This is a genomic window from Plantactinospora sp. WMMB782, assembly GCF_049179135.1.
Lineage (GTDB): Bacteria > Actinomycetota > Actinomycetes > Mycobacteriales > Micromonosporaceae > Plantactinospora.
Map to the genome: position 1 here is coordinate 6735909 of NZ_JBMHMC010000007.1, position 26081 is coordinate 6761989.

Annotated in this window: 24 protein-coding genes; 6 read left to right on the top strand and 18 right to left on the bottom strand. The window is 73.0% G+C overall.

The features are described 5' to 3' along the window. Positions 1-24 precede the first annotated feature (24 nt). Both ACN28A_RS32150 and ACN28A_RS32155 read right to left on the bottom strand, forming a co-directional pair. Positions 25-1497, bottom strand: coding sequence for a methyltransferase (locus ACN28A_RS32150; RefSeq protein ID WP_421401735.1), 1473 nt, complete (start codon positions 1495-1497; stop codon positions 25-27). A 15-nt stretch (positions 1498-1512) separates the two neighbouring features. Beyond that, the gene (locus ACN28A_RS32155; protein WP_278061876.1) at positions 1513-1662 is read right to left on the bottom strand and encodes a hypothetical protein; all 150 of its coding nucleotides are present in this window, start codon (positions 1660-1662) and stop codon (positions 1513-1515) included. Positions 1663-1926: 264 nt separating this feature from the next. Between ACN28A_RS32155 and ACN28A_RS32160 the strand changes: the two genes are divergently transcribed. Beyond that, positions 1927-2328: a VOC family protein gene (locus ACN28A_RS32160; RefSeq protein WP_421401739.1), complete on the top strand. Its 402-nt coding sequence runs from the start codon at positions 1927-1929 to the stop codon at positions 2326-2328. A gap of 62 nt (positions 2329-2390) precedes the next feature. On the opposite strand, the gene ACN28A_RS32165 is transcribed toward ACN28A_RS32160, so the two are convergent. Further along, the gene (locus ACN28A_RS32165; RefSeq protein ID WP_421401741.1) at positions 2391-3089 is read right to left on the bottom strand and encodes a helix-turn-helix domain-containing protein; all 699 of its coding nucleotides are present in this window, start codon (positions 3087-3089) and stop codon (positions 2391-2393) included. Between the two features lie 102 nt (positions 3090-3191). Between ACN28A_RS32165 and ACN28A_RS32170 the strand changes: the two genes are divergently transcribed. After that, complete coding sequence (locus ACN28A_RS32170) at positions 3192-4346, top strand: phospholipase D-like domain-containing protein (protein WP_421401743.1); 1155 nt, start codon at positions 3192-3194, stop codon at positions 4344-4346. Positions 4347-4442: 96 nt separating this feature from the next. Next, positions 4443-5063, top strand: coding sequence for a hypothetical protein (locus tag ACN28A_RS32175; protein WP_421401746.1), 621 nt, complete (start codon positions 4443-4445; stop codon positions 5061-5063). A 33-nt stretch (positions 5064-5096) separates the two neighbouring features. Here ACN28A_RS32175 and ACN28A_RS32180 read toward each other — a convergent pair whose 3' ends face one another. Further along, positions 5097-5789: a hypothetical protein gene (locus ACN28A_RS32180; RefSeq protein ID WP_421401749.1), complete on the bottom strand. Its 693-nt coding sequence runs from the start codon at positions 5787-5789 to the stop codon at positions 5097-5099. Between the two features lie 10 nt (positions 5790-5799). Further along, positions 5800-6786, bottom strand: coding sequence for a LysR family transcriptional regulator (locus ACN28A_RS32185; RefSeq protein WP_421401752.1), 987 nt, complete (start codon positions 6784-6786; stop codon positions 5800-5802). Between the two features lie 72 nt (positions 6787-6858). Here ACN28A_RS32185 and ACN28A_RS32190 point away from each other — a divergent pair, with 72 nt between their 5' ends. Continuing rightward, positions 6859-7815, top strand: a complete 957-nt coding sequence (locus ACN28A_RS32190) for an EamA family transporter (RefSeq protein ID WP_421401755.1) — start codon at positions 6859-6861, stop codon at positions 7813-7815. A gap of 193 nt (positions 7816-8008) precedes the next feature. Here the strand turns inward: ACN28A_RS32190 and ACN28A_RS32195 are convergent, their stop codons facing one another. The 9 genes from ACN28A_RS32195 to kdpF all read right to left on the bottom strand — a co-directional run bounded on the left by ACN28A_RS32195 (position 8009) and on the right by kdpF (position 20299). Then, entirely contained in the window at positions 8009-8389 is a 381-nt protein-coding gene (locus ACN28A_RS32195) for a peptidoglycan-binding domain-containing protein (protein ID WP_421401758.1), read from the bottom strand. A gap of 145 nt (positions 8390-8534) precedes the next feature. Further along, positions 8535-11333 (bottom strand): BTAD domain-containing putative transcriptional regulator, encoded by a 2799-nt coding sequence (locus ACN28A_RS32200; RefSeq protein WP_421401761.1) that lies wholly within the window; start codon positions 11331-11333, stop codon positions 8535-8537. Positions 11334-11475: 142 nt separating this feature from the next. Next, positions 11476-12009 (bottom strand): chloramphenicol phosphotransferase CPT, encoded by a 534-nt coding sequence (cpt, locus tag ACN28A_RS32205; RefSeq protein ID WP_421401763.1) that lies wholly within the window; start codon positions 12007-12009, stop codon positions 11476-11478. A gap of 139 nt (positions 12010-12148) precedes the next feature. Then, positions 12149-12832 carry a response regulator gene (locus ACN28A_RS32210; RefSeq protein WP_421401766.1) on the bottom strand — a complete coding sequence of 228 codons (684 nt, stop codon included), beginning with the start codon at positions 12830-12832 and terminating at the stop codon, positions 12149-12151. Further along, the gene (locus ACN28A_RS32215; RefSeq protein ID WP_421401768.1) at positions 12829-15369 is read right to left on the bottom strand and encodes a DUF4118 domain-containing protein; all 2541 of its coding nucleotides are present in this window, start codon (positions 15367-15369) and stop codon (positions 12829-12831) included. Before ACN28A_RS32215 ends, ACN28A_RS32210 begins: the two co-directional genes overlap by 4 nt. A gap of 42 nt (positions 15370-15411) precedes the next feature. Next, positions 15412-16317: a potassium-transporting ATPase subunit C gene (locus ACN28A_RS32220; RefSeq protein ID WP_421401772.1), complete on the bottom strand. Its 906-nt coding sequence runs from the start codon at positions 16315-16317 to the stop codon at positions 15412-15414. After that, entirely contained in the window at positions 16317-18518 is a 2202-nt protein-coding gene (gene kdpB, locus ACN28A_RS32225; RefSeq protein WP_421401774.1) for a potassium-transporting ATPase subunit KdpB, read from the bottom strand. The genes ACN28A_RS32220 and kdpB overlap by 1 nt, the downstream gene beginning before the upstream one ends. A 35-nt stretch (positions 18519-18553) precedes the next feature. Next, positions 18554-20209, bottom strand: a complete 1656-nt coding sequence (gene kdpA / locus ACN28A_RS32230; RefSeq protein ID WP_421401776.1) for a potassium-transporting ATPase subunit KdpA — start codon at positions 20207-20209, stop codon at positions 18554-18556. Next, complete coding sequence (gene kdpF, locus ACN28A_RS32235; protein WP_421401778.1) at positions 20210-20299, bottom strand: K(+)-transporting ATPase subunit F; 90 nt, start codon at positions 20297-20299, stop codon at positions 20210-20212. A gap of 304 nt (positions 20300-20603) precedes the next feature. Here kdpF and ACN28A_RS32240 point away from each other — a divergent pair, with 304 nt between their 5' ends. Next, positions 20604-21026 (top strand): OsmC family protein, encoded by a 423-nt coding sequence (locus ACN28A_RS32240; protein ID WP_421401780.1) that lies wholly within the window; start codon positions 20604-20606, stop codon positions 21024-21026. 89 nt (positions 21027-21115) lie between these two features. On the opposite strand, the gene ACN28A_RS32245 is transcribed toward ACN28A_RS32240, so the two are convergent. Continuing rightward, complete coding sequence (locus ACN28A_RS32245) at positions 21116-22063, bottom strand: endonuclease/exonuclease/phosphatase family protein (protein ID WP_421401783.1); 948 nt, start codon at positions 22061-22063, stop codon at positions 21116-21118. A 356-nt stretch (positions 22064-22419) separates the two neighbouring features. Here ACN28A_RS32245 and ACN28A_RS32250 point away from each other — a divergent pair, with 356 nt between their 5' ends. After that, positions 22420-23286, top strand: a complete 867-nt coding sequence (locus tag ACN28A_RS32250; RefSeq protein WP_421401785.1) for a hypothetical protein — start codon at positions 22420-22422, stop codon at positions 23284-23286. Positions 23287-23302: 16 nt separating this feature from the next. On the opposite strand, the gene ACN28A_RS32255 is transcribed toward ACN28A_RS32250, so the two are convergent. Genes ACN28A_RS32255 through ACN28A_RS32265 form a run of 3 tightly spaced genes read right to left on the bottom strand, consistent with a single transcriptional unit; the run spans position 23303 to position 26081 of the window. After that, positions 23303-24880: a polyamine aminopropyltransferase gene (locus ACN28A_RS32255; RefSeq protein ID WP_421401788.1), complete on the bottom strand. Its 1578-nt coding sequence runs from the start codon at positions 24878-24880 to the stop codon at positions 23303-23305. Next, positions 24877-25659, bottom strand: coding sequence for a hypothetical protein (locus ACN28A_RS32260; RefSeq protein ID WP_421401791.1), 783 nt, complete (start codon positions 25657-25659; stop codon positions 24877-24879). Before ACN28A_RS32260 ends, ACN28A_RS32255 begins: the two co-directional genes overlap by 4 nt. Then, positions 25659-26081 (bottom strand): DUF350 domain-containing protein, encoded by a 423-nt coding sequence (locus tag ACN28A_RS32265; protein WP_421401794.1) that lies wholly within the window; start codon positions 26079-26081, stop codon positions 25659-25661. Before ACN28A_RS32265 ends, ACN28A_RS32260 begins: the two co-directional genes overlap by 1 nt.

Sequence of the window (26081 nt, forward strand, 5' to 3'; positions counted from 1 at the left end):
GGCGGCCGCTCGGCCCCGCCGGGCTCAGCCACGCGGGGTCCCGAGATAGAGGGTGCGGGTGCCGGACGGCAGTTCCAGCCGGCGGACGATCTCGCAGCGCTGCCCGAGCAGCCGCTCGAACTCCTCCGGGGTGTAGTCCGGGAAGAGTCCGGCCGGCTTGTTGGCCAGCAACCGGACCGCCATCGGGTCGTCGGGATGCACGAACTCGACGACCAGCCGGCCGCCACCCTCGGCCGCCGCCAGCAACCCGACCAGCCAGTCGACGATCTCCGGCAGCGGGACGTTGCGCCCGATGGCGAGGTGGTGCACCACGGCCAGCGCGAGCACCGCGTCCGCCTCGGCGCGGGCGGCGAACGAGGCCCGCTCCACGCCACGCCAGCCACCGCCCGGGGACGGGTCGGCCAGGTCCATCACCAGCGGCAGCACCCGACGCTCGCCGTCGGCACGCAGCGCCCGGTAGAGCCGGTCGACCACGGCCGGGTCGCTCTCCACCGCCACCACGTAGTCGGCGTACCCGGCGGCGAGCCGGGAGTACGTGCCGTCGTTGGCGCCGAGGTCGAGTGCCAGCCGGGACCGGTTTCCCTCGGCCAGCGCCTCGGCGACGAACCGTTCCTTGGCCTGGCGGTCCGCGGTCGAGTAGGTGCAGGTCTCCCGGTAACCGGACCAGTGGCTCTGCGGCGGCTGCCAGTCGAGCCGGCCGACCAGCTTCTCCAGCGCCCGCAGGGTGGCCAGCACCAGCTCCCGGGAGAAGCCGGCGTCCTTCAGCTCCTTCCGCACGCTGCCGGTGCTGGCTGCGGCGGACCGGCTCTGGATCGCGTCGTGCAGGTGGACGTGCTTGAGCACCCCGGCCCGGAACCGCCGGGTGCCGCCGAAGAGCCGGCGCAGCTCGCCCGCCTCGATCCCGTCGATCCGGGAGCGCAGCCAGGGCTGGAAGTCCAACCCCAGGTGTGCCTGGAGCAGCAGCGGATAGAGCAGGGTCTGGCAGAACTGCCGGTAGCCGGCCCACGGCTCGCCGTCCCGGGCCGGCTCGAACGAACCGATGTCGATGAAGACCGGCTCGGCGCCCCGCCACTGAAGGTTGTACGCCGAGCCGTCCTTGGTGCTGAACCCGGCCGGTACGGCGGTACGGAGGATCTCCAGGTGCAGCAGCGCGGCGTCGCGCAGCATCGCGAACGACCACTCGTACGGGTACGACACGAACGGGATGCGCTCGTGCCGGAGTACCGCCGTCCACTGCTCGGCGAGGCTTGCCGGCAGGGTTTCCGGGTCGGCTGTCTCGGTGCCGCAGACCTTGCCGTCGGCGAGCAGCCTGCCGAAGAACTCGGCTCCGGCGAGCGCCTGCCACTCCTGCGCGGCCTGCGGTCCGAGCCCGCGGAGGACCTGGCCGCCGGCGTGCAGGACCCGGTTCGCCGGGTCACGGAAGGAGCCGGGATCGGCTCGGGGAGAGGAATCGGGGACGGCGGTGGACGTTGCCGGCACGGGAGGTGGTGCGACCATCGGTTGTGGACCGCCTCAGTCCTGCTTCGACGGCTGCTTACGGAAGCGACTTGTCAGTCTGCGCCAGTAGAGCTTGGCCGCCACCGCCACCCCGGCGACGCCACCGACCACGGCCTGCACGATGAGGCTGCCCGATCCCGCATCCAGGTAGGCCAGATCAGTCATCTCCCGGCCACCTCCCTTTCTGTCTACCCCCGTACCCGAAAAGAGCGCCGGGTCGTGCCGCCGTCCCGACGGCCCGACGCCGCGCCCAAGGACAACGCGGCCGACGTCACGCAACCCGCCGTTCAGGTGGCGGACAGCGCAGCGTCGGTTGCCGTTGAACACACCGTACGCCGATGATCTGCCGACCGCACCGGCACCCGGAAGCCGGCCCGGCAGGTCCGATTCGTTCAAGACGCGGACGCGACCGGTTCCTACGCTGGCCGAATGACACCGAGACTAGACGCATTCGGGCTGGTGGTGGCCGACATGGCCCGATCTCTGGCGTTCTACCGGAGGCTGGGGTTGGCGATCCCGGCCGAGGCCGACAGCGCACCGCACGCGGAACACACCCTGCCCGGCGGGGTGCGGCTGATGTGGGACACCGTCGAGACGGTCCGCTCGTTCGACCCGGACTGGTCGCCACCGGACGGGGCACAGGTCAGCCTCGCCTTCCGGTGTGCCGATCCGGCCGAGGTGGACAGCGTCTTCGCCGCGATGACCGCCGCCGGCGCCGACGCCCGTCTCAAGCCGTGGGACGCACCGTGGGGCCAGCGGTACGCGGTGCTGCTCGACCCGGACGGCAACGGCGTCGACCTGTACGCCCCACTCCCCCCGCCGGCCGCCTGACCAGGTGTTAGGAAGGGCCCCCAGAAACCGCCCCACAGAAAACGATAAGCGGGGGCCCTTCCTTAGGCTGGGGGCGGGTTGAGCAGGTGCCGTAGCGGTACGCCGGCCAGGCTTCTGACCTCGCGGGACAGGTGCGCCTGGTCGGCGTACCCGGTGCGGGCGGCGACCTCGGCGGCCGGCGTACCGGCCCGGGCCAGGGCCAGCGCGCGGCGCAGCCGCAGGATCCGGGCCAGCGTCTTCGGGCCGTACCCGAAGAGGTCCAGGCTGCGCCGGTGCAGGTGCCGGGGGCCGAGCCCGACCGCCTCGGCGGTGGTGCCGACGTCCCGCCCGGCGGCGAGCCCGGCGGCCAGCGGTGCGGCGAGCGGGTCCGGGCCGCCGTCGGCGGCGAGCCGGGCGGCGGCGACCGCCTCCAGCACCCGGCCGGGCCGGTCGGCCGACGCCACCCGCTCGGCCAGCCCGGCCACCACCGGCTCCGGCCAGAGCGCGGCCAACGGCACCCGCCGGTCCCGCAGTTCGTGTGCCGGCAGCCCGAAGACCGCCGGGCCGGTGCCCGGCGCAAAGCGCAGCCCGACGTACCGTTCCCCGGCCGGGCCGTCGGCGACCTGGGCGACGGTGTCCGGGCCGGCCACCAGCAGGCCGCTGCGACTCGACCAGATCAGGTCCGTGCAGCCGTCCGGCAGGACCCGGCCGGGTCCGGCGGCGGCCCGCGTGACCGTCCAGACGACGGCGCCGGGCAGCTCGGAGGTCCGCTCCCGATACACGGCCCCCAGCCTGCCACCCGAACGGGTACGGCTGCCCGCCGCCGGCCGGGTTTGTAGCCGACCCGACATCGGCGCGGGGCACGGGATGCGAGCCTGTCGCACATGGCGACCTTCGCCGGCAGGAAGATCGAGGCGTACGTCGGCCCTCGGGAACTCGGCGCGGCCGACGACCTGGAGACGGTGGTGGTCGACTTCGTCGCCGGCGCCCGGGAGAGCCTCGACATCGCCGTCCAGGAACTCGACTCGGAGCCGATCGCCCAGGCGATCCTGGACGCCCGGTTCCGGGGCGTCAGCGTGCGGATGGTGCTGGAGCAGGACTACCTGCGCACAGCGAAGCTGCCCAGGGTCAGCGCCCGGCCCGGCGAGCCGGAGGCGGACGCCCGGCACCGGGCGCAGTGGGAGCCGGAACCCGGCAGCCGCAGCCTGGAGCCGAACCGGCGGATCGTCGCCGCACTGCTGCGCTGCGACGTCGACGTGAAGGCCGACTACAACCCGGCGATCTTCCACCAGAAGTTCGCCGTCCGCGACTACCGGCAGCGGGCCGGCGCCCGGCCGGCGGTGCTCTCCGGCTCGGCGAACTTCACCGGCACCGACTGCCACCGCAACCTCAACCACGTGGTGGTCTTCTCCGACACCCGGATCTGCCAGGAGTACGCCGACGAGTTCGCCCGGCTCCGGCAGGGCCGGTTCGGGCGCGGCGAGCACGGCCGGGTGCCGAACGCGTACAACGTCGGTGGGGTGCCGGTGAAGGTGCTCTTCGCCCCGGACCACACCCCGGAACTGGAGATCATGAAGCAGATGCTGAAGGCGACCGACCGGGTCGACTTCGCCATCTTCACCTTCTCCGGCTCGTCCGGGATCGACGACGCGATGATCGCACTGGCCGCCGCCGGGCGAACCGTGACCGGCGCGGTGGACCCCGGGCAGGGCGTGCAGAAGTGGGCCGCCACCCACGACCTCGACCGGGCCAACATCGCGCTGTACGCCCCGATCCGGTCACCGGCCTTCGGCAAGCTGCACCACAAGCTAATGGTGATCGACGAGGCGGTGGTGGTCGCCGGCTCGTTCAACTACACGGCGCCGGCCAACCAGTTCAACGACGAGAACATCTTCGTGCTCGGCAGCCCGTACCCGGACCTGCCCCGCCGGGAGGGCGGGCCGAGCAACCTCGACCGGTGTGCCGAGCTCGCCGCCTTCTTCCGGGCGGAGATCGAACGGATCGAACTCGCCGGCCAGCGCTTCCTCGGCCGGCGGTAGCGACTTGACCCGTCCGACGGACGCTCGGTCGGTCCCGATCGGTAGCCTGGCCTCCGGGATGCCGCACCGTTGCGGCTGCGGCCGTTGGAGGTCCAGGTGGCACAGCAGCGGGTCGGACGGCAGCGGGCCGGACAGCAGCGGGTCGGACAGCAGCGGCCGGGCGGGACAGCCGCGCCGTACCGTGGACCGGGCCGGAACCGGCCGGTCACGCTCGGCGTCGACGTGGGTGGGGTGATCGTCATGCTCGCCGGGCGCGACGAGGACACCTCGTTCTTCGGCGGCCAGCCGCTGCGCACCCCGGCGGTGCCGGAGGTCTTCGAGGTGCTGGCCGCGCTGACGGCCGAACCCTTCGCCGGGCGGGTGCACGTGGTCTCGAAAGCCGGGCCCAGGGTGGCCGCCAACACCCGGGCCTGGCTGGCCCACCACGAGTTCTTCGACCGCACCGGCGTTCCGGCCGAGAACCTGCACTTCGTCCGGGAACGCCGGGACAAGGCACCGGTCTGCGAGCGGCTCGGCGTCACCCACTTCGTCGACGACCGCCTCGACGTACTGACGCAGCTGACGACGGTCGAGCACCGCTACCTGTTCCTGGGCGGCGACGCCGACCGGCCGCCGGCCGGGAGTGTGCCGGACTGGGCGACGGTGACCGACACCTGGGCGGCGCTCGGCACGCTGCTGCCGGAGTCGGTCACCGCGCCGACAGCCGAAAGTCGGTAACCGACCGCCGGTGGCCGAAGCCCCGCAGCCGGCTCAGACCTGGTGCTCGACGCGGTGCCGGAGGTAGTCGTCGGAGGAGGTGCGGGCGATCCGGGTCGCCGTCGCCACCGTCTCCCGCAGCTCCTCGGGCCAGTGCTGCGGATTCAGGTCGAGTCCCGGCAGGATGCAGCGCCGGACGTCGAGGTTCTCGTTGTCGACGAAGACCCGCAGGGCGGTGTCCTGCCACTCCCGCCGGAGATCCGCGACGGCGTCGTACTCGGCCTGGCTCTCCGGGGTGGGCGTGTCGGAGCCGCCGGGATAGCTCAGCGGCACCTGGGTCCAGTACCAGGCCCGGGCCGCACCGGCCCGCTCCGGGTCGGTGCCGGTGCGCAGCAGGTCGATCAGGGCCCGCTGCACCCGCCGACGGCCGAAGGCGGCCAGGGCGGGCTCGACGAGCTGCCGGTTGAAGCTCGGGTCGGGTTCGAGGACCGCCGCCCGGATCAGCGGAGTGAACCACTCCTCGGAGACCGGCGGCCGGACCGCCCGACCGATCGACCACCGCACGGCATGCTGCCACCGCCGCCCCTGCTGCACCGGCTCGGGAGGCTCCACGCCGAGCATCTCGATCAGCTCCGTGAGGCAGCGTTCGTAGCTGGCCGAGGAGTTCTCGGTGCGGCCGGGCAGCGGCTTGAGCAACCGTGGGGACTCGGCCTGCGGCACGGGCGGGTCGGCGTCACTGCTCACCATGGCGGCCACCCTAGCCAGCTCGGTCAACGGTGTGCTCCACGCGGCCATCCACAATCGACGACGGCATACGGTCGGGGCTACGTGCGGGGCGGTCAGTGTGCTGGGGGCGTACCCGGGCCAGTTCGTCCAGCACGGCGGCGATGGCCGGATGGACGGGGCCGTCGCCGCGCGGGCGCGTCACGGCGAAGATCCGGCGACCGGTGACCGGCCGGACCAGCGGCTCGACATGTACCCCGGCCGGCACGTTCCGCAGCGCCATCCCGGGCACCAGGGCGGCGCCGAGCCCGGCCGCCACCAGGTCCAGGGTGAGCGTGAAGTCGATCGCCCGGTGCCGGATGTCCGGCTCGAAGCCGGCCAGGTGGCAGGCGTGCAGGGTCGACTCGCCGCACGGGGTGAAGGCGGCACTGGCCACCCAGGGCACGTCGGCGAGGTCGGCGAGCCGCCCGGTGTGCCGGCCCCAGCCGGCCGGGGTGATCAGGTGCATCGGGTCGGTGGCGATCGGGTGCCGGTCCAGCTCGGCGGTGGCCGGCCCGGGTACGTGGTCGTATTCCTGGAGGACCGCGATGTCGAGTACGGCGGAGCGCAGGTCCAGCCGGCTCTGCCCGTCCTCGGCCTCGCTGACCCGTACGTCCAGACCGGGGTGCGCGGCCATCGCCCGGGCGGCGGCCGGGGCGACCAGGGCCCCGGCGGCGGACGGGAACGAGCCGACCCGGACGGTCCCGGCGACCCGCCGGTGCGCCATGGCCAACCCGGTGACCGCCTGCTCGACGGCGCCGAGGATCCGCTCGGCGTGCCCGGCGAGCACCTGGCCGGCCGAGGTGAGCACGACGCCCCGGCCGGATCGTTCGAGCAGCGGATAGCCGGCCTCACGGGCGAGCTGGCTGAGCTGCTGGGAGACCGCCGACGGGGTGACGTGCAGCGCGGCGGCGGCCGCCGTCACCCCGCCGCGCAGCGCCACCTCATGCAGCACCCGCAGGCGCCGGACGTCCAAATCCATGTAGCCAGGCTACAGCCCCGGTTAAGAATCTTGAACTGGACCTTAAACGGGCCGGCCGGCAGCGTAAGGTCCATGAGATTCGCGCACCGCATGCAGGCCGTCCTGGTCGCCGCCCTCTGGGGGGTCAACTTCGTCGTCATCGAAGTCGGCCTCCGCGACCTGCCGCCGCTGGTGCTGACCGCGCTGCGCTTCGTCGCCGCCGCGCTGCCGCTGGTCTTCCTGCTCCCCCGGCCGACCGCCCGGTTGCGCTACGTCCTCGGCTACGGCCTGGTCCTCGGCGTCTTCAAGTTCGGCGTCCTCTTCGTCGCCATCGACGCCGGGATGCCGCCCGGCCTCGCCTCGCTGGTGTTGCAGACCCAGGCACTGGTCTCGGTGCTGTTGGCCACCGCCTTCCTCGGCGAGCGGCCCAGCGGCACCCAGCTCGCCGGGGTGCTCACCGGCTCGGCCGGGATCGCCCTGCTGGCGGTCGGCGCGGGCGGGCACGCCACCGCGATCGGCTTCGCCCTGACCCTGGTCGCCGCCGGCAGTTGGGCGCTGGCGAACGTGCTGATCCGTACCAGCGGCGAGACCAGGCCGCTGTCGCTGCTGGTCTGGTCCAGCCTGGTGCCGCCACTTCCGCTGCTCGGCCTGGCCGGGGTGGTGGACGGGCCCGGGGTGGTCCTCGACGCGATCACCGGGATCTCCTGGACCGCCGTACTGGCGGTCGGCTACGTCGGCTACCTCTCCACGCTTGTCGGCTGGGGTATCTGGACCCGGCTGATCGGCGAGTACTCGGTGGCCCGGGTCGCACCGTTCAGCCTGTTGGTGCCGATCTTCGGGCTGGCCGCCGCCGCGCTGCTGCTCGGTGAGCCGATCACCGGGACCGAGCTGGCGGCCGGCGCTGTCGTACTTGTCGGCCTGGCCCTGGTGGTGCGGGCTCCGGCGCAGCGAGACGCCGGCAGGTCGGAGGTCGAGGCCGCCACCCGACCGGTGGCGACACCATCTGCACGACACCGGACCGCAAGCACCGGCAGGGGCCTGCGCGGATGACGAGGTCGCGGCGTCCGGCGGCTCCGCCACGTCACGGACGGGCTGGCGCCCGTCGCCACGTCACGGCCGGGCTGGCGCCCGTCCGATCGGCAGGCGGAGAGGGTGAAGGGTGTCGAGGTCTGTCCCCGGAAACAGGTCCTCGACACCCTTCACCCCGGTGCACGGTCCCGACCGACTTCGGTGTCGCTCGCCGTCAGCTGTAGGTCGGGATGACCGACCAGCAGCCCCCGCCGTGCGGCCACATGGGATAGCCGGCCTTGTAGTTGACCATGTCGATGAGCGTGGTACCGGTCGCCTTGCCGACGATGCCGTCGACGGCCAGGCCGAAGAAGCGCTGGAAGTTCTCGACGGCGCGCTTGGTCGCCTGGCCGAAGATGCCGTCGACGGCCAGGCCCGCTCCGCCGACGTAGTTCAGGCCGGCCTGTACGCATCGCACCCCGGCTGTGTTGGACGAACCGACCCCGATGTTGCCCACGCTCGGGGATGCCTGGGCGGGCGCCGCGGCCACCCCGAGGAGCAGGGTGAGCATGGCGATCACACCGACCAGGACACTCGACAGTCTCTTCACTGGCATCACAGTCTCTCCTCTGCTGCGACTGACCCGCCACCCCCGCTGGTGGGGTGTGACTGGCGGCCTCTGCGGTTGCCGTCCCAGCATCAGGCAGGGCTGTGGGGCGGGTTCTCAACGGATTGTTGACGGCCGCGAGCGTGCAGGATCGTCAGCCGGTGAGCTTGGCCCGGACCTGGTCGGCCTCGGGGTGTCCGAGCTGGTCGAGGATGTCCAGGGCGCGCTGCCAGATCCGGCGGGACTCGTCGACGTCACCCGCCGCCCGGCGGGTGTCGCCGAGATGGTTGAGGACGGCAGCCTCGCTGTACCGGTCGTCGAAGCCCCGGATCAGCTCGAGGGCGTGCTGGTAGCAGGCTGCGGCCTGCTGGTGGTCGCCGAGTTGATGATGGGCGTGGCCGAGGCTGTCCCAGGTGTCGGCCTCACCGGGACGGTCCCCGATCTCCCGGTGCAGCGAGATGGCCTGCTGGCAGTGGGTCAGCGCCTGCTGATGGTCGCCGAGCAGTGTGTGGAACCAGCCGACCGAGTTCAGCGCCCTTGCTTGCCCGCCCCGGTGGCCGGCGGTCCGGTACAGCTCGAGTGCGTGTTCGGCGTGCCGCAGCGCCTCCCCGCACCGCCCCTTCTGCTCGCAGACCCAGGCCAGACCGCGGTGTGTGTAGGCCTGGCCGGTGTGATCGCCCAACTCGCGGAACAGCGCGAGCGCCTCCCGATAATGGGTGTACGCGTCGTCCTCCCGCCCCTGGCGGGCGTAGGCACGGGCGAGACCCCGGTGGGCGTATGCCTGACCGGTGCGGTCGGCCAGACGCCGGGCGGCCGCCAGCGCGGCCGTATGGGCGCTGATCTGGTCCTGCCAGTGCCCGCCCCGGTCGAAGAAGTCGGTGAGGGTCCAGGTCAGCTGCCAGGCGTGGGTGCCGAACCCGCCCTGGGCGGCCAGCCGGACGACCTCGAGTAGCACGGCGTGCTCGGCGTTGAGCCACGCCGTCGCCCGGGCTTCGTCGACAGGTTCCTCGGCCGTCGTGCCGGGCTCGACGGCGGCCAACGTGATCAGGTCGCGGTGCGGGTCCAGCAGCCGGGCGGCGCGGTGCCCGGTGTGCAGGTAGTGGTCGAGCACCCGGCGGATTGCCGCGTCCCGGTCGTCCTCGTCGTCGAGGGCGTGGGCGAGTTCGGCGGCGTAGGCGCGTAGCAGGTCGTGGAAGGCGAACCGGCCCGGGGCCGGCTTGGCGACGAGGTGCACGCGGGTGAGTTCGGCCAACAGCGGTCCCACATCCGCGGGTGTGGTTCCGTGCAGGCTTGCGGCGGCGGGGAGGCTGATGTCCGGGCCGGGGTGCACCCCGAGCAACCGGAACAGGCTGGCCGCACCAGGGCTGAGCGCATGGTACGACCAGGAGAAAACAGACCGCGCGTCGATCGCCGCGTCGGCGCCGGCGAACGCGTCCAGGCTGCCCCGGGCGTCGTGCAGTTCGCCGGCCAACGCCGCGAGCGGAAGTCCCGGGTCGATCGCCGCGCGGGCCGCCACGATCGCCAGCGCCAGCGGCAGCCGTGCGCACCGGGTGATGATCTCGTCGACGGCCGGCAGCTCGACCGCCACCCGGGCCGCGCCGAGGCGGCGGGTCAGCAGTTGTCGCGCCTCGTCGACCGAGAGCAGGTCAAGCGTGATGGGGCGGGCGCCCTCGGCGGCGACCAGGCCGGGCAGCTGGTTCCGGCTGGTCACCACCACCAGGCAGCCGGGCGCGCCGGGCAGTAGTGGGCGGACCTGGTCGAGGTCCCTGGCATTGTCGAGAACGACAAGCACCCGCCGGCCGGCCAGCAGGCTGCGGTAGAGGCCGATCTGGGCGTCCAGGCCGGCCGGGACCTGCTGCGGCGGTACCGCGAATGCGTCCAGGAACCCGCGCACCGCCTCGACCGGCTTCATCACCGAGCCGCCCGGATCGAATCCGCGCAGGTTCACGTAGAGCTGTCCGTCGCCGAACCGGTTGGCCACCCGATGCGCCCAGTGCACCGCCAGGGCGGTCTTGCCCACTCCCGCCGTGCCGGACAACGCCGAGATGACCACAGCGGTCGGGTGCTCGGCGGCCGAGTCCAGGATGCTGTCGAGCTGGTCCAGCTCACCGGCGCGGCCCGCGAACCCGTACACGTCGGGAGGCAGTTGCGCCGGCACATGCCGGGCCGGCGCCGCCACCGGAGGTGCCGCCGGTGCGGTCCGATCGAGTTCACCACGCAGGATCGCCAGGTGCAGTCCCCGCAGTGCGGACCCCGGGTCGACGCCGAGGTCGTCGACCAGCCGCTCGCGGGTAGCGGCGTACCGGTCCAACGCCTCCGCGTCGCGACCCGTGGCGTGCAGGGCCCGCATCAGGACAGCGGTCAACGGCTCCACGAGCGGGTACTCGTCGAGCAGGTCGGTCAACGGTCCGACGACGACGGCCGGGTTGCCGACGTCCAGCTCGGCCTCGGCCCACGCCAGGACCGCATCGAGATGCTGCTGCCGACACCTCTCACGCGTCCGCTCCACCCACCGCCCGCCGAGGCCGGTGAGCGGTTCTCCCCGCCAGAGGTCCAGTGCCTCGCGCAACATCGCGGCCCGCCGGTCCCCGGCGCAGTGCGACTCACGGGCCCGAGCCACCAGGTCGTGAAACCGGTGCAGGTCCACCCGAAGACGGTCGATGTCGAGGACATATCCCGCAGCGGTCCGGAGCACCAGCCGCTCGGACCGGTCGGCCGCGACGTCCGAGCGCTCCAACAGGCGCCGGATCCGGGTGACATAGGTGTGCAGCGTCCGGCGTGCTCCCGGCGGTGCGGCCGGGCCCCACACCCGGTCCATCAGGACCTCGACGGACATCGGCCGACCCGCGTCGACTGCCAGGGCCGCCAGCACCGCGCACTGCTGCGGCGGCCCGACCGGCACCGCGCGATCAGCTACCCGAATCTGGACCTGCCCCAGGACCCGCAACTCCATCGTCAGCCTCCGGCCACGCCTCGCCGCTGGCAAAGACATTGACCATCAAGACTGCACCGAACTTCCGCCACCGGGGTAGTTGCTGTCGTCGATCTTCCAATGCCCGGCCGGGAGTGCGCGTCGCCGTCGGCGGTACGGCCGATCAGTCCAGCCGGGCGGCGATGATCCGGGCGCAGGCCAGCGACTCGGTGTGCGTGGTGTCCACCTGCACGTCGTAGTCGACGCCCTGGTGCACCAGCTCCGCCTGTGCCGCCGCCATCCCCCGGATCCGGTCTCCCCGGGCGATCTCCCGGCCCTCGGCGACCGCCGGGTCACACCTGACCCCGACCCACAACACGCCCAGCCCGGCCAGCGCCGTGCGCCACAACCGCTGTGAGCCGGCGCCGCCGAGGAAGACGTCGTCGACGACGACCCGGGCTCCGGCGCGGGCCATCGCGGCGATCCCGGTCATCCAGGCCGCCTGGAGCCGGTCGAACTCGGGACCGACGCTCACCGCGCCCTCCGCACCGAACTCGATCCCCGCCCCGCCGGAGCGCATGGCGACCGGCATCGCGTCGACGAGCGTGTCGACCCCGTAGCCGAGCCAGGCGTCGGGCAGGACCGCCTGAAGACAGCGGACGATCCCGGACTTGCCCGAGCTGGATCCACCGTTGAGCACGATCACCGAAGTTGTCACGGTGCCACGATAGATCCGCCGCAGGGCCGGCTCGGGCGACGGGTGCCGGACGCCACAACGGGTTCTCGGACCGTACGGGCACCGCGGCATCGACCGGGAGCCACGCCGACGCGCCCGGTCACGACTGGACCTCGCCCGGTCAGGGCTGGAAGCGGTAGCCCATTCCCGGTTCGGTGAGCAGGTGCCGGGGGCGGGACGGGTCGTCCTCCAGCTTGCGGCGCAACTGGGCCAGGTACTGCCGCAGGTAGTTCGTCTCCGACTGGTACCGCGGGCCCCAGACGTCGTGCAGCAGCTGGCGCTGGCTGACCAGCCGGCCCGGGTGGCGCACCAGGATCTCCAGCAGGTGCCACTCGGTCGGGGTGAGCCGCACCTCGGCACCGTCCGCCTCGGCACGTACCGTGTGCGCGCCGAGATCGACGGTGTACCGGCCGATCCGTACCGCCGGCACCTCCTCCCCCGCCCCGGCGGCCCGCCGGGTCACCGCGCGGACCCGGGCCAGCAGCTCGTCCACCCCGAACGGCTTGGTGACGTAGTCGTCGGCCCCGGCGTCCAGCGCCACCACCTTGTCCTGGCTGCCGGCCCGCCCGGACAGCACGATGATCGGTACGTTCGTCCAGCCGCGCAGTCCCCGGATCACCTCCACCCCGTCCATGTCCGGCAGGCCGAGGTCGAGCACCACGATGTCGGGGCGGTGGCTGGCGGCCAGCCGGAGCGCGGTCGAGCCGTCCCCGGCGACGTCGACGTCGTACCGCCGGGCCTTCAGGTTGATCCGCAGCGCGCGGAGGATCTGCGGCTCGTCGTCCACCACGAGCACCCGGGTCATCCGGCATCCTCCTCGTCCGCCACCGGCAGCCGCAGCACCATCGTCAGTCCGCCGCCCGGGGTCTCCTCCGGCTCCAGGCTGCCACCCGTCGCCTCGGCCAGCCCCCGGGAGAGCGCCAGGCCGAGCCCGATCCCGGCGTGGTTGTCCCGGTCGCCCTGCCGCTGGAACGGCTGGAAGACCCGGTCCCACTGTTCCCGGGGCAGGCCCGGCCCCCGGTCCACCACCCGCAGCTCCACGAAGCCGCCGTGTTCGCTGGCGCTGATCGCCGGTGGCCGGTCCGGTGGGCTGAACCGCAGCGCGTTGCCGACCAGGTTGACGAGTACCCGCTCCAGCAGGCCGGGATCGGAGCGGACCGCCGGCAGGTGCCCGGGCAGGCTGACCCGGACCAGCCGGGCCGGCTCGCCGAGTTCGTCCAGGGCCGGCGGCACCACGTCCTCCAGGCCGAGCACGGCGGGACGCAGCCCGAGTACCCCGGCCTGGAGGCGGCTCATGTCCAGCAGGTTGGCCACCAGCCGGGTCAGCCGGTCCAGCGACTCCTCGGCGGTGGCCAGCAGTTCGTCCCGGTCCTCGGGGTCGAACTCGACGTCGCCGCTGCGCAGGCTGTTCACCGCCGCCTTCGCCGAGGCGAGCGGGGTACGCAGGTCGTGGCTGACCGCCGCCAGCAGCGCGGTACGCAGCCGGTCCGCCTCGGCGATCGGCCGGGCGGCGGCCGCCTCCTCGGCCAGCCGTTCCTGCCGGAGCGCCACGGCGGCCTGGGCGGCGAACGCCTCGACGATGCGCCGGTCGGCCGCCGGCAGCACCCGGCCGCGCAGGACCAGCCGGAGGTCGTCCCCGACACCCACCTCGACGTCTCCGGCGGCGGGGGTGCCGCACGGCTCGGCGCCGACGTTGGCGGCGACCCGCCAGGCGCGTGGGTCCCGTTGCCGGTCCGGGCCCTCCGGCGCGTCCGGTGCGCCTTCGAGCAGGGTGACCGAGGTCAGTCCGAAGGTCTCGCGCAGCCGTTCCAGCAGCGCCGTCAGCGGCCGGGCGCCCCGGACCACGCTGCCGGCGACCGCGCCGAGCAACTGGGCCTCCGCGCTGGCCCGGGCCGCCTCCCGGGTACGCCGGGCGGCCAGGTCCACCACCCCGCTGACGGCGGCGGCGACGAGCAGGAAGACGACGAGCGCCAGCACGTTCTCGGTCTCGGCGATGGTGAACCGGTGCAACGGCGGGGTGAAGAAGAAGTTGATCAGCAGTGAGCTGAGCAGGGCGGCCAGCAGTGCCGGCCACCAGCCGCCGACCAGGGCGACCCCGACCACCGCGGCGAGGAAGAGCAGCAGGTCGCTGCTGAGCGACAACTCGTCGGCGAGCAGCCGGAGCAGGTACGTCAGCAGCGGGATGCCGAGCACGGCCAGGCCGAGGCCGACCAGCCGGCGCCGCCGGGACAGCGCGGCGGGTGGCGCCGTCGACCGGCCCCGGCCGGCCTGCTCGTGGGTGACCAGGTGCACGTCGATCGGGCCGGACAGTGCCGTGGTGGTGGCGCCGACGCCCCGGGAGAGGATCTGGGCGAACCTGCCCCGGCGGCTGGCCCCGAGCACGATCTGGGTGGCGTTCACCCCCCGGGCGAAGTCGAGCAGCGCGGTCGGGACGTCGGCGCCGACCGCCTGGTGGTAGCTGCCGCCCAGCCGCTCCACGAGCATCCGCTGCCGTTCCAGCGCTGCCGGATCGGCACCGCGCAGGCCGTCACTGCGGGCGACGTGGATCGCCATCAGCTCGGCGCCCTTGCTCCGGGATGCGATCCGGGCGGCCCGCCGGATCAGCGTGGTGCCCTCCGGCCCGCCGGTCAGCCCCACCACCACCCGTTCCCGGGTCTCCCAGACGGCGGCGATGCCCTGGTCGGCCCGGTACCGGTCGAGCTGGTCCTCGACGGAGTCCGCCAGCCAGAGCAGGGCGAGTTCGCGCAGCGCGGTGAGGTTGCCGATCCGGAAGTAGTTGGCCAGAGCCGCGTCGATCCTGTCCGGGTGGTAGATGTTGCCGTGTGCCATCCGGCGGCGCAGCGCCTCCGGGGTCATGTCGACCAGCTCGACCTGCTCGGCGCCGCGCACCACGCCGTCCGGCACGGTCTCCCGTTGTACGACCCCGGTGATCTGCTGCACGACGTCGTTCAGCGACTCCAGGTGCTGCACGTTGACCGTGGAGAGCACGTCGATGCCGGCGTCCAGCAGTTCCTGGACGTCCTGCCAGCGCTTGCCGTTGCGCGAGCCGGGCACGTTGGTGTGGGCCAGCTCGTCCACCACCGCCACCTCGGGCCGGCGGGCCAGCACCGCGTCGACGTCCAGCTCGGTGAGGTCGCTGCCCCGGTAGCGCACCGTCCGGCGTGGCACCACCGGCAGGTCGCCGAGCATCGCCGCGGTGTGCCGGCGGCCGTGGGTCTCGACCAGACCCACCAGCACGTCGGTGCCGCGTGCCGCCCGCCGGTGTGCCTCCTCCAACATCGCGTACGTCTTGCCGACCCCCGGGGCGGCCCCGAGGTAGATGCGCAGTTGCCCGCGTGCCACGCTGCCGATCCTGCCTTATCCGTCGGGGCCGCCCGGGACCGTTCAGCCGCCCGCCGGGAAGGCGCGGTCCAGCGCGATGTTGAGTTCGACGACGTTCACCCGGGGCTCGCCGAGGAAACCCAGCCCCCGCCCGTCGGTGTGCTCGGCGACCAGCCGCCGTACCTGCTCCGGGCTGGTCTGCCGCTCCCGGGCGACCCGGGCGACCTGGATCGCCGCGTACGCCGGGCTGATGTGCGGGTCGAGGCCGCTGCCGCTGGCGGTGACCGCGTCGGCCGGTACCGCCGGCTCGGCCGGGGCGTCGCCCCGGACCGGGGTGAGCAGCCCGCCGGAGTAGTCCTGCCCGGGGACGGCACACTCCACGGCCACCCCGGCATAGCTGCCGACGAACGGGGTGGCCGGGCAGGCCTGGTTGACGCTCACCGCCCGGGTCACCGGACCGGTCAGGCCGTCGCGGTGGAAGACCCGGAGCACCGCACCGACCCCGTCCGGGGTGCAGAACGGCCGCCGGCCGTCCACGCCGTCGAGTTCCCCGGCCGCCCGGCTGCGGGCGCAGACCTGGGTGAGCAGGCTCGGGGTGCCCTCGTCCGGGTTCCCCTCCTCGTCGACCGCGCCGGGCACCGGCAGGACGTCCTCGACGCTGTTCGGCCCGAGGTTGCTGGCGGCGGTGGCGGTGGGGTCGTAGCCGTCGCCGGCCGCCGACGGGCGGGACTGGAAGTAGCGCGGGATGGCGTTCCCGGCGCCGTCGGTGAAGGACTGGCCGATCAGGCCGCTGCCGGCGACGGCGCCGTCGACGCCGCGCACCAGCGAGCCCTCGGCCCGGTCGTGCAGGCCGGGCAACTGCCCGACCCCGACCAGGACCAGTGGGTAGGCCAGCCCGAGCAGTGCGGTGAACACCAGCACGGCCCGGAACGCGGCCAGGTGTCGGGCGAGCCAGCTGGGTAGACGCATCACGAGATCCCTGGGATTGACGAGAGGAGGAGGTCGAGGACTTTGATGCCGACGAACGGGGCGACGATGCCGCCGAGGCCGTAGACCCAGAGGTTGCGGGTGAGCAGCCTGCTGGCACTGCTCGGCCGGTAGCGGACGCCGCGCAGGGCGAGCGGGATCAGCAGCACGATGACGACCGCGTTGAAGACCACGGCGGCGAGGATCGCCGAGGAGGGGCTGGACAGCCGCATGACGTTCAGCGCGTCCAGGCTCGGATAGATGCCGGCGAACATCGCCGGGATGATCGCGAAGTACTTGGCGACGTCGTTGGCGATCGAGAAGGTCGTCAGCGCACCCCGGGTGATCAGCAACTGCTTGCCGATCTCCACGATCTCGATCAGCTTTGTCGGGTCGGAGTCGAGGTCGACCATGTTGCCGGCCTCCTTGGCGGCCGTGGTGCCGGTGTTCATCGCCACCCCGACGTCGGCCTGGGCCAGCGCGGGGGCGTCGTTGGTGCCGTCACCGGTCATCGCGACCAGCCGGCCGCCCTGCTGTTCCCGTTTGATGAGTGCGAGCTTGTCCTCCGGGGTGGCCTCGGCGAGGAAGTCGTCCACCCCGGCCTCGTCGGCGATCGCCTTCGCGGTACGCGGGTTGTCACCCGTGATCATGACGGTCCGGATGCCCATCCGGCGCATCTCGGCGAACCGCTCCCGCATGCCCGACATGACCACGTCCTTGAGGTGGATCACCCCGAGGGCGCGGGCCGGCTCCCCGTCGACGTGCTCGGCGACCACCAGCGGGGTACCCCCGCCGCCGCTGATCCCGTCGACGAGCTCCCCGACCTGCTCGGTCGGGTGCCCGCCGTTCTCCCGTACCCACTTCAGCACCGCTGCCGCGGCGCCCTTGCGGATCCGCCGACCCGGCCCGCCGGCTCCGCCGTCCACCGTGGCATCCGGCGTCAGGTCGACGCCGGACATCCGGGTCTGCGCGGTGAACTCGACGAAGGTGGCGTGCGGGATCAGCCCCGGCTCCCGCTCGCGCAACCCGTACGCGTTCTTGGCCAGCACCACCACCGAGCGTCCCTCCGGCGTCTCGTCGGCCAGGCTGGCGAGCTGGGCCGCGTCCGCCACCTGCTCGGCGCCGACGCCGTCGACCGGGACGAACTCCGCCGCCTGCCGGTTGCCCAGGGTGATGGTGCCGGTCTTGTCCAGCAGCAGCGTGTTGACGTCGCCGGCGGCCTCGACGGCCCGGCCACTCATCGCCAGCACGTTGCGCTGGACCAGCCGGTCCATCCCGGCGATGCCGATCGCCGAGAGCAGCGCGCCGATGGTGGTCGGGATCAGGCAGACCAGCAGCGAGACCAGCACGATCCCGGTGACCCCGTCGGAGTCGATCGCGGCGGTGTCCGGTGCCGCGCCCTGGAAACCCTTCGAGAAGATCGCCAGTGGCTGGAGTGTCACCACCGCCATCAGGAAGATCACGGTCAGCGCCGCGAGCAGGATGTTCAGGGCGATCTCGTTCGGGGTCTTCTGCCGGTTCGCCCCCTCCACCAGGGCGATCATCCGGTCGACGAAACTCTGCCCCGGCTGCTGGGTGATCCGCACGACGATCCGGTCGGAGAGCACCTTCGTGCCGCCGGTCACCGCGCTGCGGTCGCCGCCGGACTCCCGGATCACCGGAGCGGACTCGCCGGTGATGGCCGACTCGTCGACGCTGGCAATGCCCTCCACCACGTCGCCGTCGCCGGGGATCACCTGCCCCGCCTCGACCAGCACGATGTCCCCGTGCCGCAGCTCGGTGGCGGCGACCGCCTCGTCGCGGTAGGCACCCGGCTCCGTCCCCGGCGACCAGCCGGTCAGCCGGGTCGCCACGGTGTCCCGCTTCGCCTGGCGCAGCGTCGCCGCCTGGGCCTTGCCCCGGCCCTCGGCGACCGCCTCGGCCAGGTTGGCGAAGAGCACGGTCAGCCAGAGCCAGACCGTGATCGCCCAGGCGAAGCCGCTCGGCTCGGCGACGGCCAGCACTGTGCTGAAGACCGCACCGACCTCCACGATCAACATCACCGGGTTACGCCAGAGCGTGCGGGGGTCCAGCTTGCGGAACGCGTCCGGCAGCGAGCGGAGCAGTTGCCGGGGGTCCAGCAGCCCACCGCCGACCCGGCCCTGCGCCGGGCCGGAGGACGGCAACCCACCTGCGGGGGCGGGCGCCACCGGACTGACAGTCATCTTCCCTTTCCTTCCTTCGTTGACCCGCACCGCGCTCACAACCCCTCGGCCAGCGGGCCGAGCGCCAGCGCGGGCAGGAAGGTCAGCGCCACCAGGATCACCGTGACGCCGGTGAGCATCCCGACGAAGAGCGGCCGGTGCGTCGGCAGCGTCCCCGCCGAGGCGGGTACCGGCCGCTGCCCGGCCAGCGCGCCGGCCAGGCCGAGCACGAAGACGATCGGCAGGAACCGGCCGAGCAGCATGCAGAGCCCGAGGGCCGTGTCCCACCAGGGCGTGTTCACCGTGATGCCGGCGAACGCCGAGCCGTTGTTGTTGCTCGCCGAGGTGAAGGCGTAGAGCACCTCGGACAGGCCGTGCGGGCCGACGTTCAGGGCCGTCGAGTTGTTGCCGGTGGCGAAGGCCGCCGCCGTGCCGATCAGCACCAGCATCGGGGTGACCAGGAAGTACAGCGAGGCGAACTTGATCTCCCGGGCGCCGATCTTCTTGCCGACGTACTCCGGGGTGCGTCCCACCATCAGCCCGGCCACGAAGACCGTGATCACGGCGAGGACGAGCATGCCGTAGAGGCCGGCGCCGACACCGCCGGGAGCGACCTCGCCGAGCATCATGTTGACCATCGGCATCATCCCGCCGAGCGGGGTGAACGAGTCGTGGAACGAGTTCACCGCACCGGTCGAGGTGAGCGTGGTGATCGCGGCGAACGAGGCCGAGTTGGCGACCCCGAACCGGGCCTCCTTGCCCTCCATCGCCGCACCGACCGCCTGCGGCACCGTACCGTTGCCGGTCAGCTCGAAGACGTTTGTCAGGGTGATGCTGACGATCGCCAGGATCGCCATCACCGCGACGATCGCGTACCCCTGCCGGTTCTGCCCGATCATCCGGCCGAAGACCCGGGGCAGGCTGAACGGGATCACCAGGATCAGGAACAGCTCGAACCAGTTGGTCCAGGTGGTCGGGTTCTCGAACGGGTGGGCGCTGTTGACGTTGTAGAAACCGCCGCCGTTGGTGCCGAGTTCCTTGATCACCTCCTGCGAGGCGACCGGGCCGCCCGTGATCGTCTGGGTGCCGCCGGCCACCGTGGTCACGTCGGTGCCGCCGGAGAGGTTCTGCACCACCCCGCCGACCATCAACACGATCGCGCCGAGCACGGCGATCGGCAGCAGCACCCGCAGGATGATCCGGACCAGGTCGACCCAGAAGTTGCCGAGCTGGTCGGTCCGGCTCCGGGCGAAGCCCCGGACCAGCGCCACCGCCACCGCGATGCCGACCGCGGCGGAGACGAAGTTCTGCACCGCCAGCCCGGCCATCTGCACCAGGTGGCCCAGCGTCGACTCACCCGAGTACGCCTGCCAGTTCGTGTTCGTCACGAAGCTGACCGCGGTGTTCCAGGCGATGTGGTCCGGTACGGCGTCGAGGCCGAGTGAGAGCCAGAGCCGGTCCTGGAGCCGCAGGAACGCGTACAGGAAGAGCAGGGAGACCAGGGAGAAGGCCAGCACGCTGCGGGCGTACGTCCCCCAGGACTGCTCGGCCTTCGCGTCGACGCCGATCAGCCGGTAGATGCCCCGCTCGATCCGGAAGTGCCGGTTGCCGGAGACCACCCGGTGGAGGTGGTCGCCGAAGGGCTTGTAGACCGCCACCAGCGCCACGGCGAGCGAGGCGACGAGGATGACGCCCGCGGTCGTCGTACCCATCTAGAAACGCTCCGGGAACAGGAGTGCGAACAACAGGAAGACGGCCAGCCCGGCCGCGAGGACCAGGCCGACGAGGTTGACCACGCTCACAGCCGCTCCACCGCCCGGGCGAGCAGGGCCAGGGCCGCGAAGAGCCCCAACGTCACCAGCACGAACACGACGTCGATCACCGAACGTCCTCTCCAGCGCGCGTTCCGGACGACCGTTCTCGGCCGCCCGATCCAGGTAAACCCGACGGTCGGCCCGGGGTGGCCGGTTCTGACGGTTCGGCTACGCCGGCACCGCACATCTTGACGTGATCTTGACGCCGGTGGCGGCGGTCGGCCGGGTCCGGTGGCGGGTTTCCCGGCGGCCCTGCCGGGTAGCCCGCCCGGGGACCACAGGGGGGTGCGGGATGCCGGAATCGGATGCCTGGGTGCACGAGGCCACCGCGACGGCCGAAGGAGGCCGGTTGCGTACCGACGACGGGGAACTCTCCACCACCCTCGCCTCGCCGCTGGCACCGCACTGCACCGGGCTCGCCCCCGAGCAGTTGCTCGCGGCGGCGTTCGCCTCCTGCCTGCACCACGCGGCGGTCGAGGCGGCCACCGGGATCACCGACGAGGCGCACACCGTGCAGGTCCGGGCCCAGGCACGGCTGGCCAGGGACGCCGACGGGCGCTACCGGGCGGACGTGCGGGCCAGCATCGCCTCGGTCGGCCTGAACCGGGACCAGCTGACCGACCTGGCCCGGTACGCCGACCGGCTCTGGCCGTTCTCCAGCGACGGTGGCCGGCACACCCTCACGGTCGTCCCGGCCGATCCCCGCTACCGCTGAACCGGCGGGGTCCGCCGGCGCGGGCCGCTACCGGCGTCCCCGGCCGATCCCGCTACCGCCGAAGCGTGGGACGGTCGGCGCGGGGCCGGCTACCGGAAGCCGGCGGTCACCGCCCGGTGGTCGCTGGCCGGGGTGCGCACCACCCGGGCGTACGCCGCGGTGAGCCCCCGGTAGAGCACGTGGTCGGGGCGGGTGACCGGTAACGCGGCCGGCCAGGTGAAGCCGGGGCCCCGACCGGCGTCCGCCTGGGCGTCCTTGAGCAACTCGGTCAACGGCTCGATCATGCGGTCGGTGGTGGCGGTGTTCAGGTCGCCGAGCACGATCAGCCGCTCGGCCGGGTCCTGCCGGATCCGGCTGGCCAGCGCGGTGACCGTGCGGTCCCGGGTGCCGGTGTCGCCGGCCCGCGCCGAGCCGAGGTGGACGACGTAGACGACCACGTCGCCGCCGGGCGCCGCCACCACCGCCCGCAGGGCCCGGGTCCAGGCCAGCCCGGTGTCCACGCCGATGTCCTCGCGGATCGGGAACCTGCTCCACAGCGCGATCGTGGAGACGTCCGCCCGGTAGGGGTACCGCTCGGCCAGCGCCCCGGCCACCGATCCCCGGGTCTGGCCGGAGATCTCCTGCAACCCGATCACGTCGGCGTCGGTGTCGGCCAGGCTGGCCACCGTGCCGGCCGGATCGGGGTTGCCGGCCCGCAGGTTCTGGCTGGCCACCCGCAACCGCGCCGGGCCGCCGCCACCGCCGGGCAGCCAGGCGGTGCCGAAGAGGGTCGCCCAGAGTAGGGCCGGGACCAGCGCGGCAGCCAGCGCGGTCCGGGAACGGCGCAGCCCGGCGGCGAGCAGGAGCAGCGGGACGCCGAGGCCGAGGAAGGGCGCGCCGCTGTCCACCAGGCTGCCCAGGCCACGCACATTGGGAATCAGGCGGTGCCCGGCCATCAGCGCGGTCAGCAGCACGGCCGCGACCAGGACCATCGTGTCCCGGCGCCGCCCCCGCCCGGCCGGCCCGCCATCCGCAGGCTTGATCTTGCTCTCCGCCACCGAGAAGCATCGTATAAGAGCCGGTCCCGTCCGAAGTCGAGACCGGCACACCGGGCGGACCGACCCGTCGACCAGGGCCGACGACCGTTCGGGCCGGGTCCGGCCCGGCCCGAACGGACCAGTGGAGCTGGACCGAACGACCGACCCGGGCGATCTTCGTCGGTGATCCCACCATTGGCGGGGAAACCTGCCCGGCTGATCCCACCACCCCGGCAAGACGGACATACCGCATCCGTCCGGTCCGGCCGCGCCCGGTCCCCCGTGCCGACAAGTGCCCGGTTGACCAGGCAAAAGTGTGGCGCAGGCCACCGTTCCGAGCTACCCCATTCAGCTGGGCGTTACCTAACCTCTGCCGGGTGCATCACACGGAACAGAATGATCCCGGACAGGACACCGGAACCCAGGCTGACCGTTCGGCCGATACCGGCTCCACCACCCAGGTAACCGGCCGCCATCGGGTGCCGGCGCCACGACGGCTGCGCCGGACCCGGGCCCTGCTCTCGTCCCGCCCGGTACGGATCGGCGCGGTCGCCGCGGTGGCCTGCTGCCTCGGCACGGTGGTCTTCGTCGAGTCCAGGGCGGCCACCACGCCGGCCGGACCCGCGCCGGCCGACCTGCTCGCCGAGCGCGCCGCCAGCGCCGACCGCCAGCCCGCCTCCCGGGCCACCGAGCGCGCCCCGGCGCCGACCCCGACCGCCACGCCGAGCAGCACCCCCGCCGCCACCCCGACCGCCCGGCCGACGACGGCCAGGACCAAGGTGACCCGGGCGAGCCGGAAGCCCAGCCGGCCGACCCCGGTCGCCGGGCTCACCCAGACGCAGATGGACAACGCACACACGATCGTCCAGGTCGGGGTGAAGATGGACATCCCGCGCCGGGGGCTGGTGGTCGCGATCGCCACCGCCATGCAGGAGAGCAACCTCTACAACCTCGCCAGCGGCGCACTACCGGAGTCACTGGACCACCCGAACCAGGGCGTCGGCTACGACCACGACTCGGTCGGGCTGTTCCAGCAGCGGCCCAGCTCCGGCTGGGGCACGGTCGCCGACCTGATGCGCCCGGCGTACGCGGCCGAGCAGTTCTACGCGGCCCTGCTGGAAATCCCCGGCTGGCAGCAGATGAGCGTGACCGCCGCCGCCCAGTCGGTGCAGATCTCCGCCTTCCCCGACGCGTACGCCCAGCACGAACAGCGGGCCAGCACCGTGGTCGAGGCACTCGTCTGAACCCGCGCCGGCCCGCTCAGTAGCGGCGCCACTCCGCCCGGGCGTACTCCAGCACCCGGGGGTGCAGCAGGGTCGACGGCGGCAACTCCAGTCGCGGCCGGTCCGGCGGAAAGTTCGTTGCGGCCCGCAACGTCCCGGCGTCCAGAGAACGCAACGCGGGTACGTCGGCCGGCAGCCCCAACCCCGGCGCGACGGTGCCGGGGGCGGCGAGCAGGAAGCCCCAGTCGCCGAACGAGGGCACGTCGACGTGGTACGGCACGCTGGCGAACCCGGCCGAGCGCAGCGACGCCGCCACACACCAGTACGAGCGGGGTGCGAAGTACGGCGAGCCGGCCTGCACCACCACCCGTCCCCGCTCGGCGACCACCCTCCGGACCAGGGAGTAGAACTCGACCGAGTAGAGCTTGGCGGTCGCCGTCTCGTCCGGGTCCGGCAGGTCCACCACCACCGCGTCGAACCGGGCCGGCTGGCCGCGCAGCCAGGCGAAGGCGTCGGCGTCGACCATCCGGACCCGGGGGTCGGCGAAGGCGTCCCGGTTCAGGGCCCGCAGTTGCGGCTCGGTCCGGGCCAGCCGTACCACGGCCGGGTCCAGGTCCACCACGGTGACCGTGCCGACGTCGGAATAGCGCAGCAGTTCCCGTACGGCGAGCCCGTCGCCGCCGCCGAGCACAAGTACCGATCCCCGGCTGCCGGCCAGCACCGGATGCACCAGCGCCTCGTGGTAGCGGTACTCGTCGACCGAGCTGAACTGGAGGTCGCCGTTGAGGTAGAGCCGCAGGTCGGTGACGCCCTGCGAGACGAGCGGCACCGACCGGGTCAACACGATCTCCTGGTACGCGCTCCGCTCGGCGTACACCACCGGGTCCCGGAAGAGCTGCTGCCGGGCGGTCACCTCGAAGTCGGCGGCGGACAGGTACGCGTACCCGAGGAGAAGGCCGACCGCGACGGTGCCGGCGGCCAGCGCGACCCGGACCCGGGCGGTCAGCTCCCGCCGGAAGACGGTGCCGACCAGGGCCAGCCCGGCCAGCGCGTTCACCACCCCGACCACGAGCACCCCGCGCAGCTGGCCGAAGAAGGGGATCAGCAGGAACGGGAAGGCGAGCCCGCCGAGCAGCGCGCCGACGTAGTCGGCGGCGAACAGGTCGGCGACCGCGCTGCCGGCGGACTGTTCCCGGATCCGCTGGAGCAGGACCATCAGCAGCGGGATCTCCGCCCCGATCAGCAGCCCGAGCAGCAGGGCGGTGCAGACCAGGGCCGGGGCGTAGAGGTCGAGCCAGGCGAAGGCGGCGTAGAGGCCGAGCACGGAGAGTCCGCCGAAGAGCGCCAGCGCGAGTTCGACGACCGCGAACGCGGCGGCGGCCCGGTGCTGGAACGGCTTGGCGGCCAGCGCCCCGAGCCCCATCGCGAAGACCATCACGCCGAGCACGATCGACGCCTGCCCGACGGTGTCCCCGATCAGGTAGCTGCCGAGCGCGACCAGGGCCAGTTCGTAGACCAGGCCGCAGGCGGCACAGACGAAGACGGCGGCCAGCACCCCCGTCCGGGCCGCCCGGCGCCGTGGCCGGCCCGCCGGGTCGGCCGGAACAGCGGTCATCGGCGCCGACGCTCGAAGACGCCGATGGCCAGGAAGATGGCGGTGAGCAGCAGCACCCCGGCGGCACCGAGCAGCAGCACCCAGCGGTCGCGCCAGAAGTCGTTCCCGGCGTCGGGCAGTGGCGCGGGCGTCCCCGCGGCCGCCGCGGCCGGCGCCGCCGGTGGCGGGGAGGCCGGGCCGGAGCCGGTCTCCGAGACCAGCAGCGGCAGGAAGACGGCGGCCCGGCAGACCGCCCAGCCGGGTTCGTCGACGAACTGCTTCGCGTCGACGCCGAGCCGGGTGAGTCCCCGGTCGAAGTCGACGTGCGCCAGGTCGGGCGAACTGCTCACCCGGTAGACGGCGCTGTCCTCCGACTCGCTGCTCGCCGAGGTGTACCAGACCGCCGCGTCGACCTCCACCCAGCGCGGGCAGCGGGCCGGATCGCTGTCCACCGGTATGTTGTCGCCGAGGTTGGAGCCGACGCTGACCGGCGGGGCGTCGTACGCCGCCCCGCCGGTGCGCAGCCGCCAGCCGTAGCAGATCTGCTGGCTGCCGTACGCCCGCTGGAGCAGCGTGACGGTGTCGGTCCGCTCCACCGTCCCGGGCGCCGGCACCACCGTGCTGTCGTCGTCCGGGCTGAGCGCACCCAGCGCGATGAAACCCACGATGGCCAGGAGTACCAGCACCCCCAGGACGGCCTTGAGTCGCTTCGCGGTCTGCTCGGCCGCCTTCGCCCGGCCGGCGGCGACCCAGCGCGCGTTCGCGCTCTGTCCGCTGCTCCCCCTGCCGCCGGCTGCCATCAGCTGATCGCGGCCGCGATGACGGCGCCGGTCGCCAGGTGCACGACCGCCGAGACCCAGACCGCCGGATGCGGCTCCGGGTCGACCAGGATCTCGCCGAGCCGCCCCGGGGTGACCAGGTCGAGCAGCAGGAACGAGCCGGCCATCAGCAGCAGACCGAGCAACCCGTACGCGGCGCTGCTCACCAGCCCGTCGACGAAGTCGTCGTGGCTCACCACGATCGCGGTGGTGACGATGACGCCCACACCGACCAGGTTCGAGGCGAGCAGCAGGGCCGCGTTGCGGTTGCGGTCGGCCCAGATCAGGTCGTGCAGCCGGCCCGGGGTGGCCACGTCGACGAGCAGGTAGCCGACGGCCATCAGCACGAGCCCGACCACCCCGTAGGCGAGGGTGGCCAGCAGGTCGGTGGCGAGGGTCGTCAA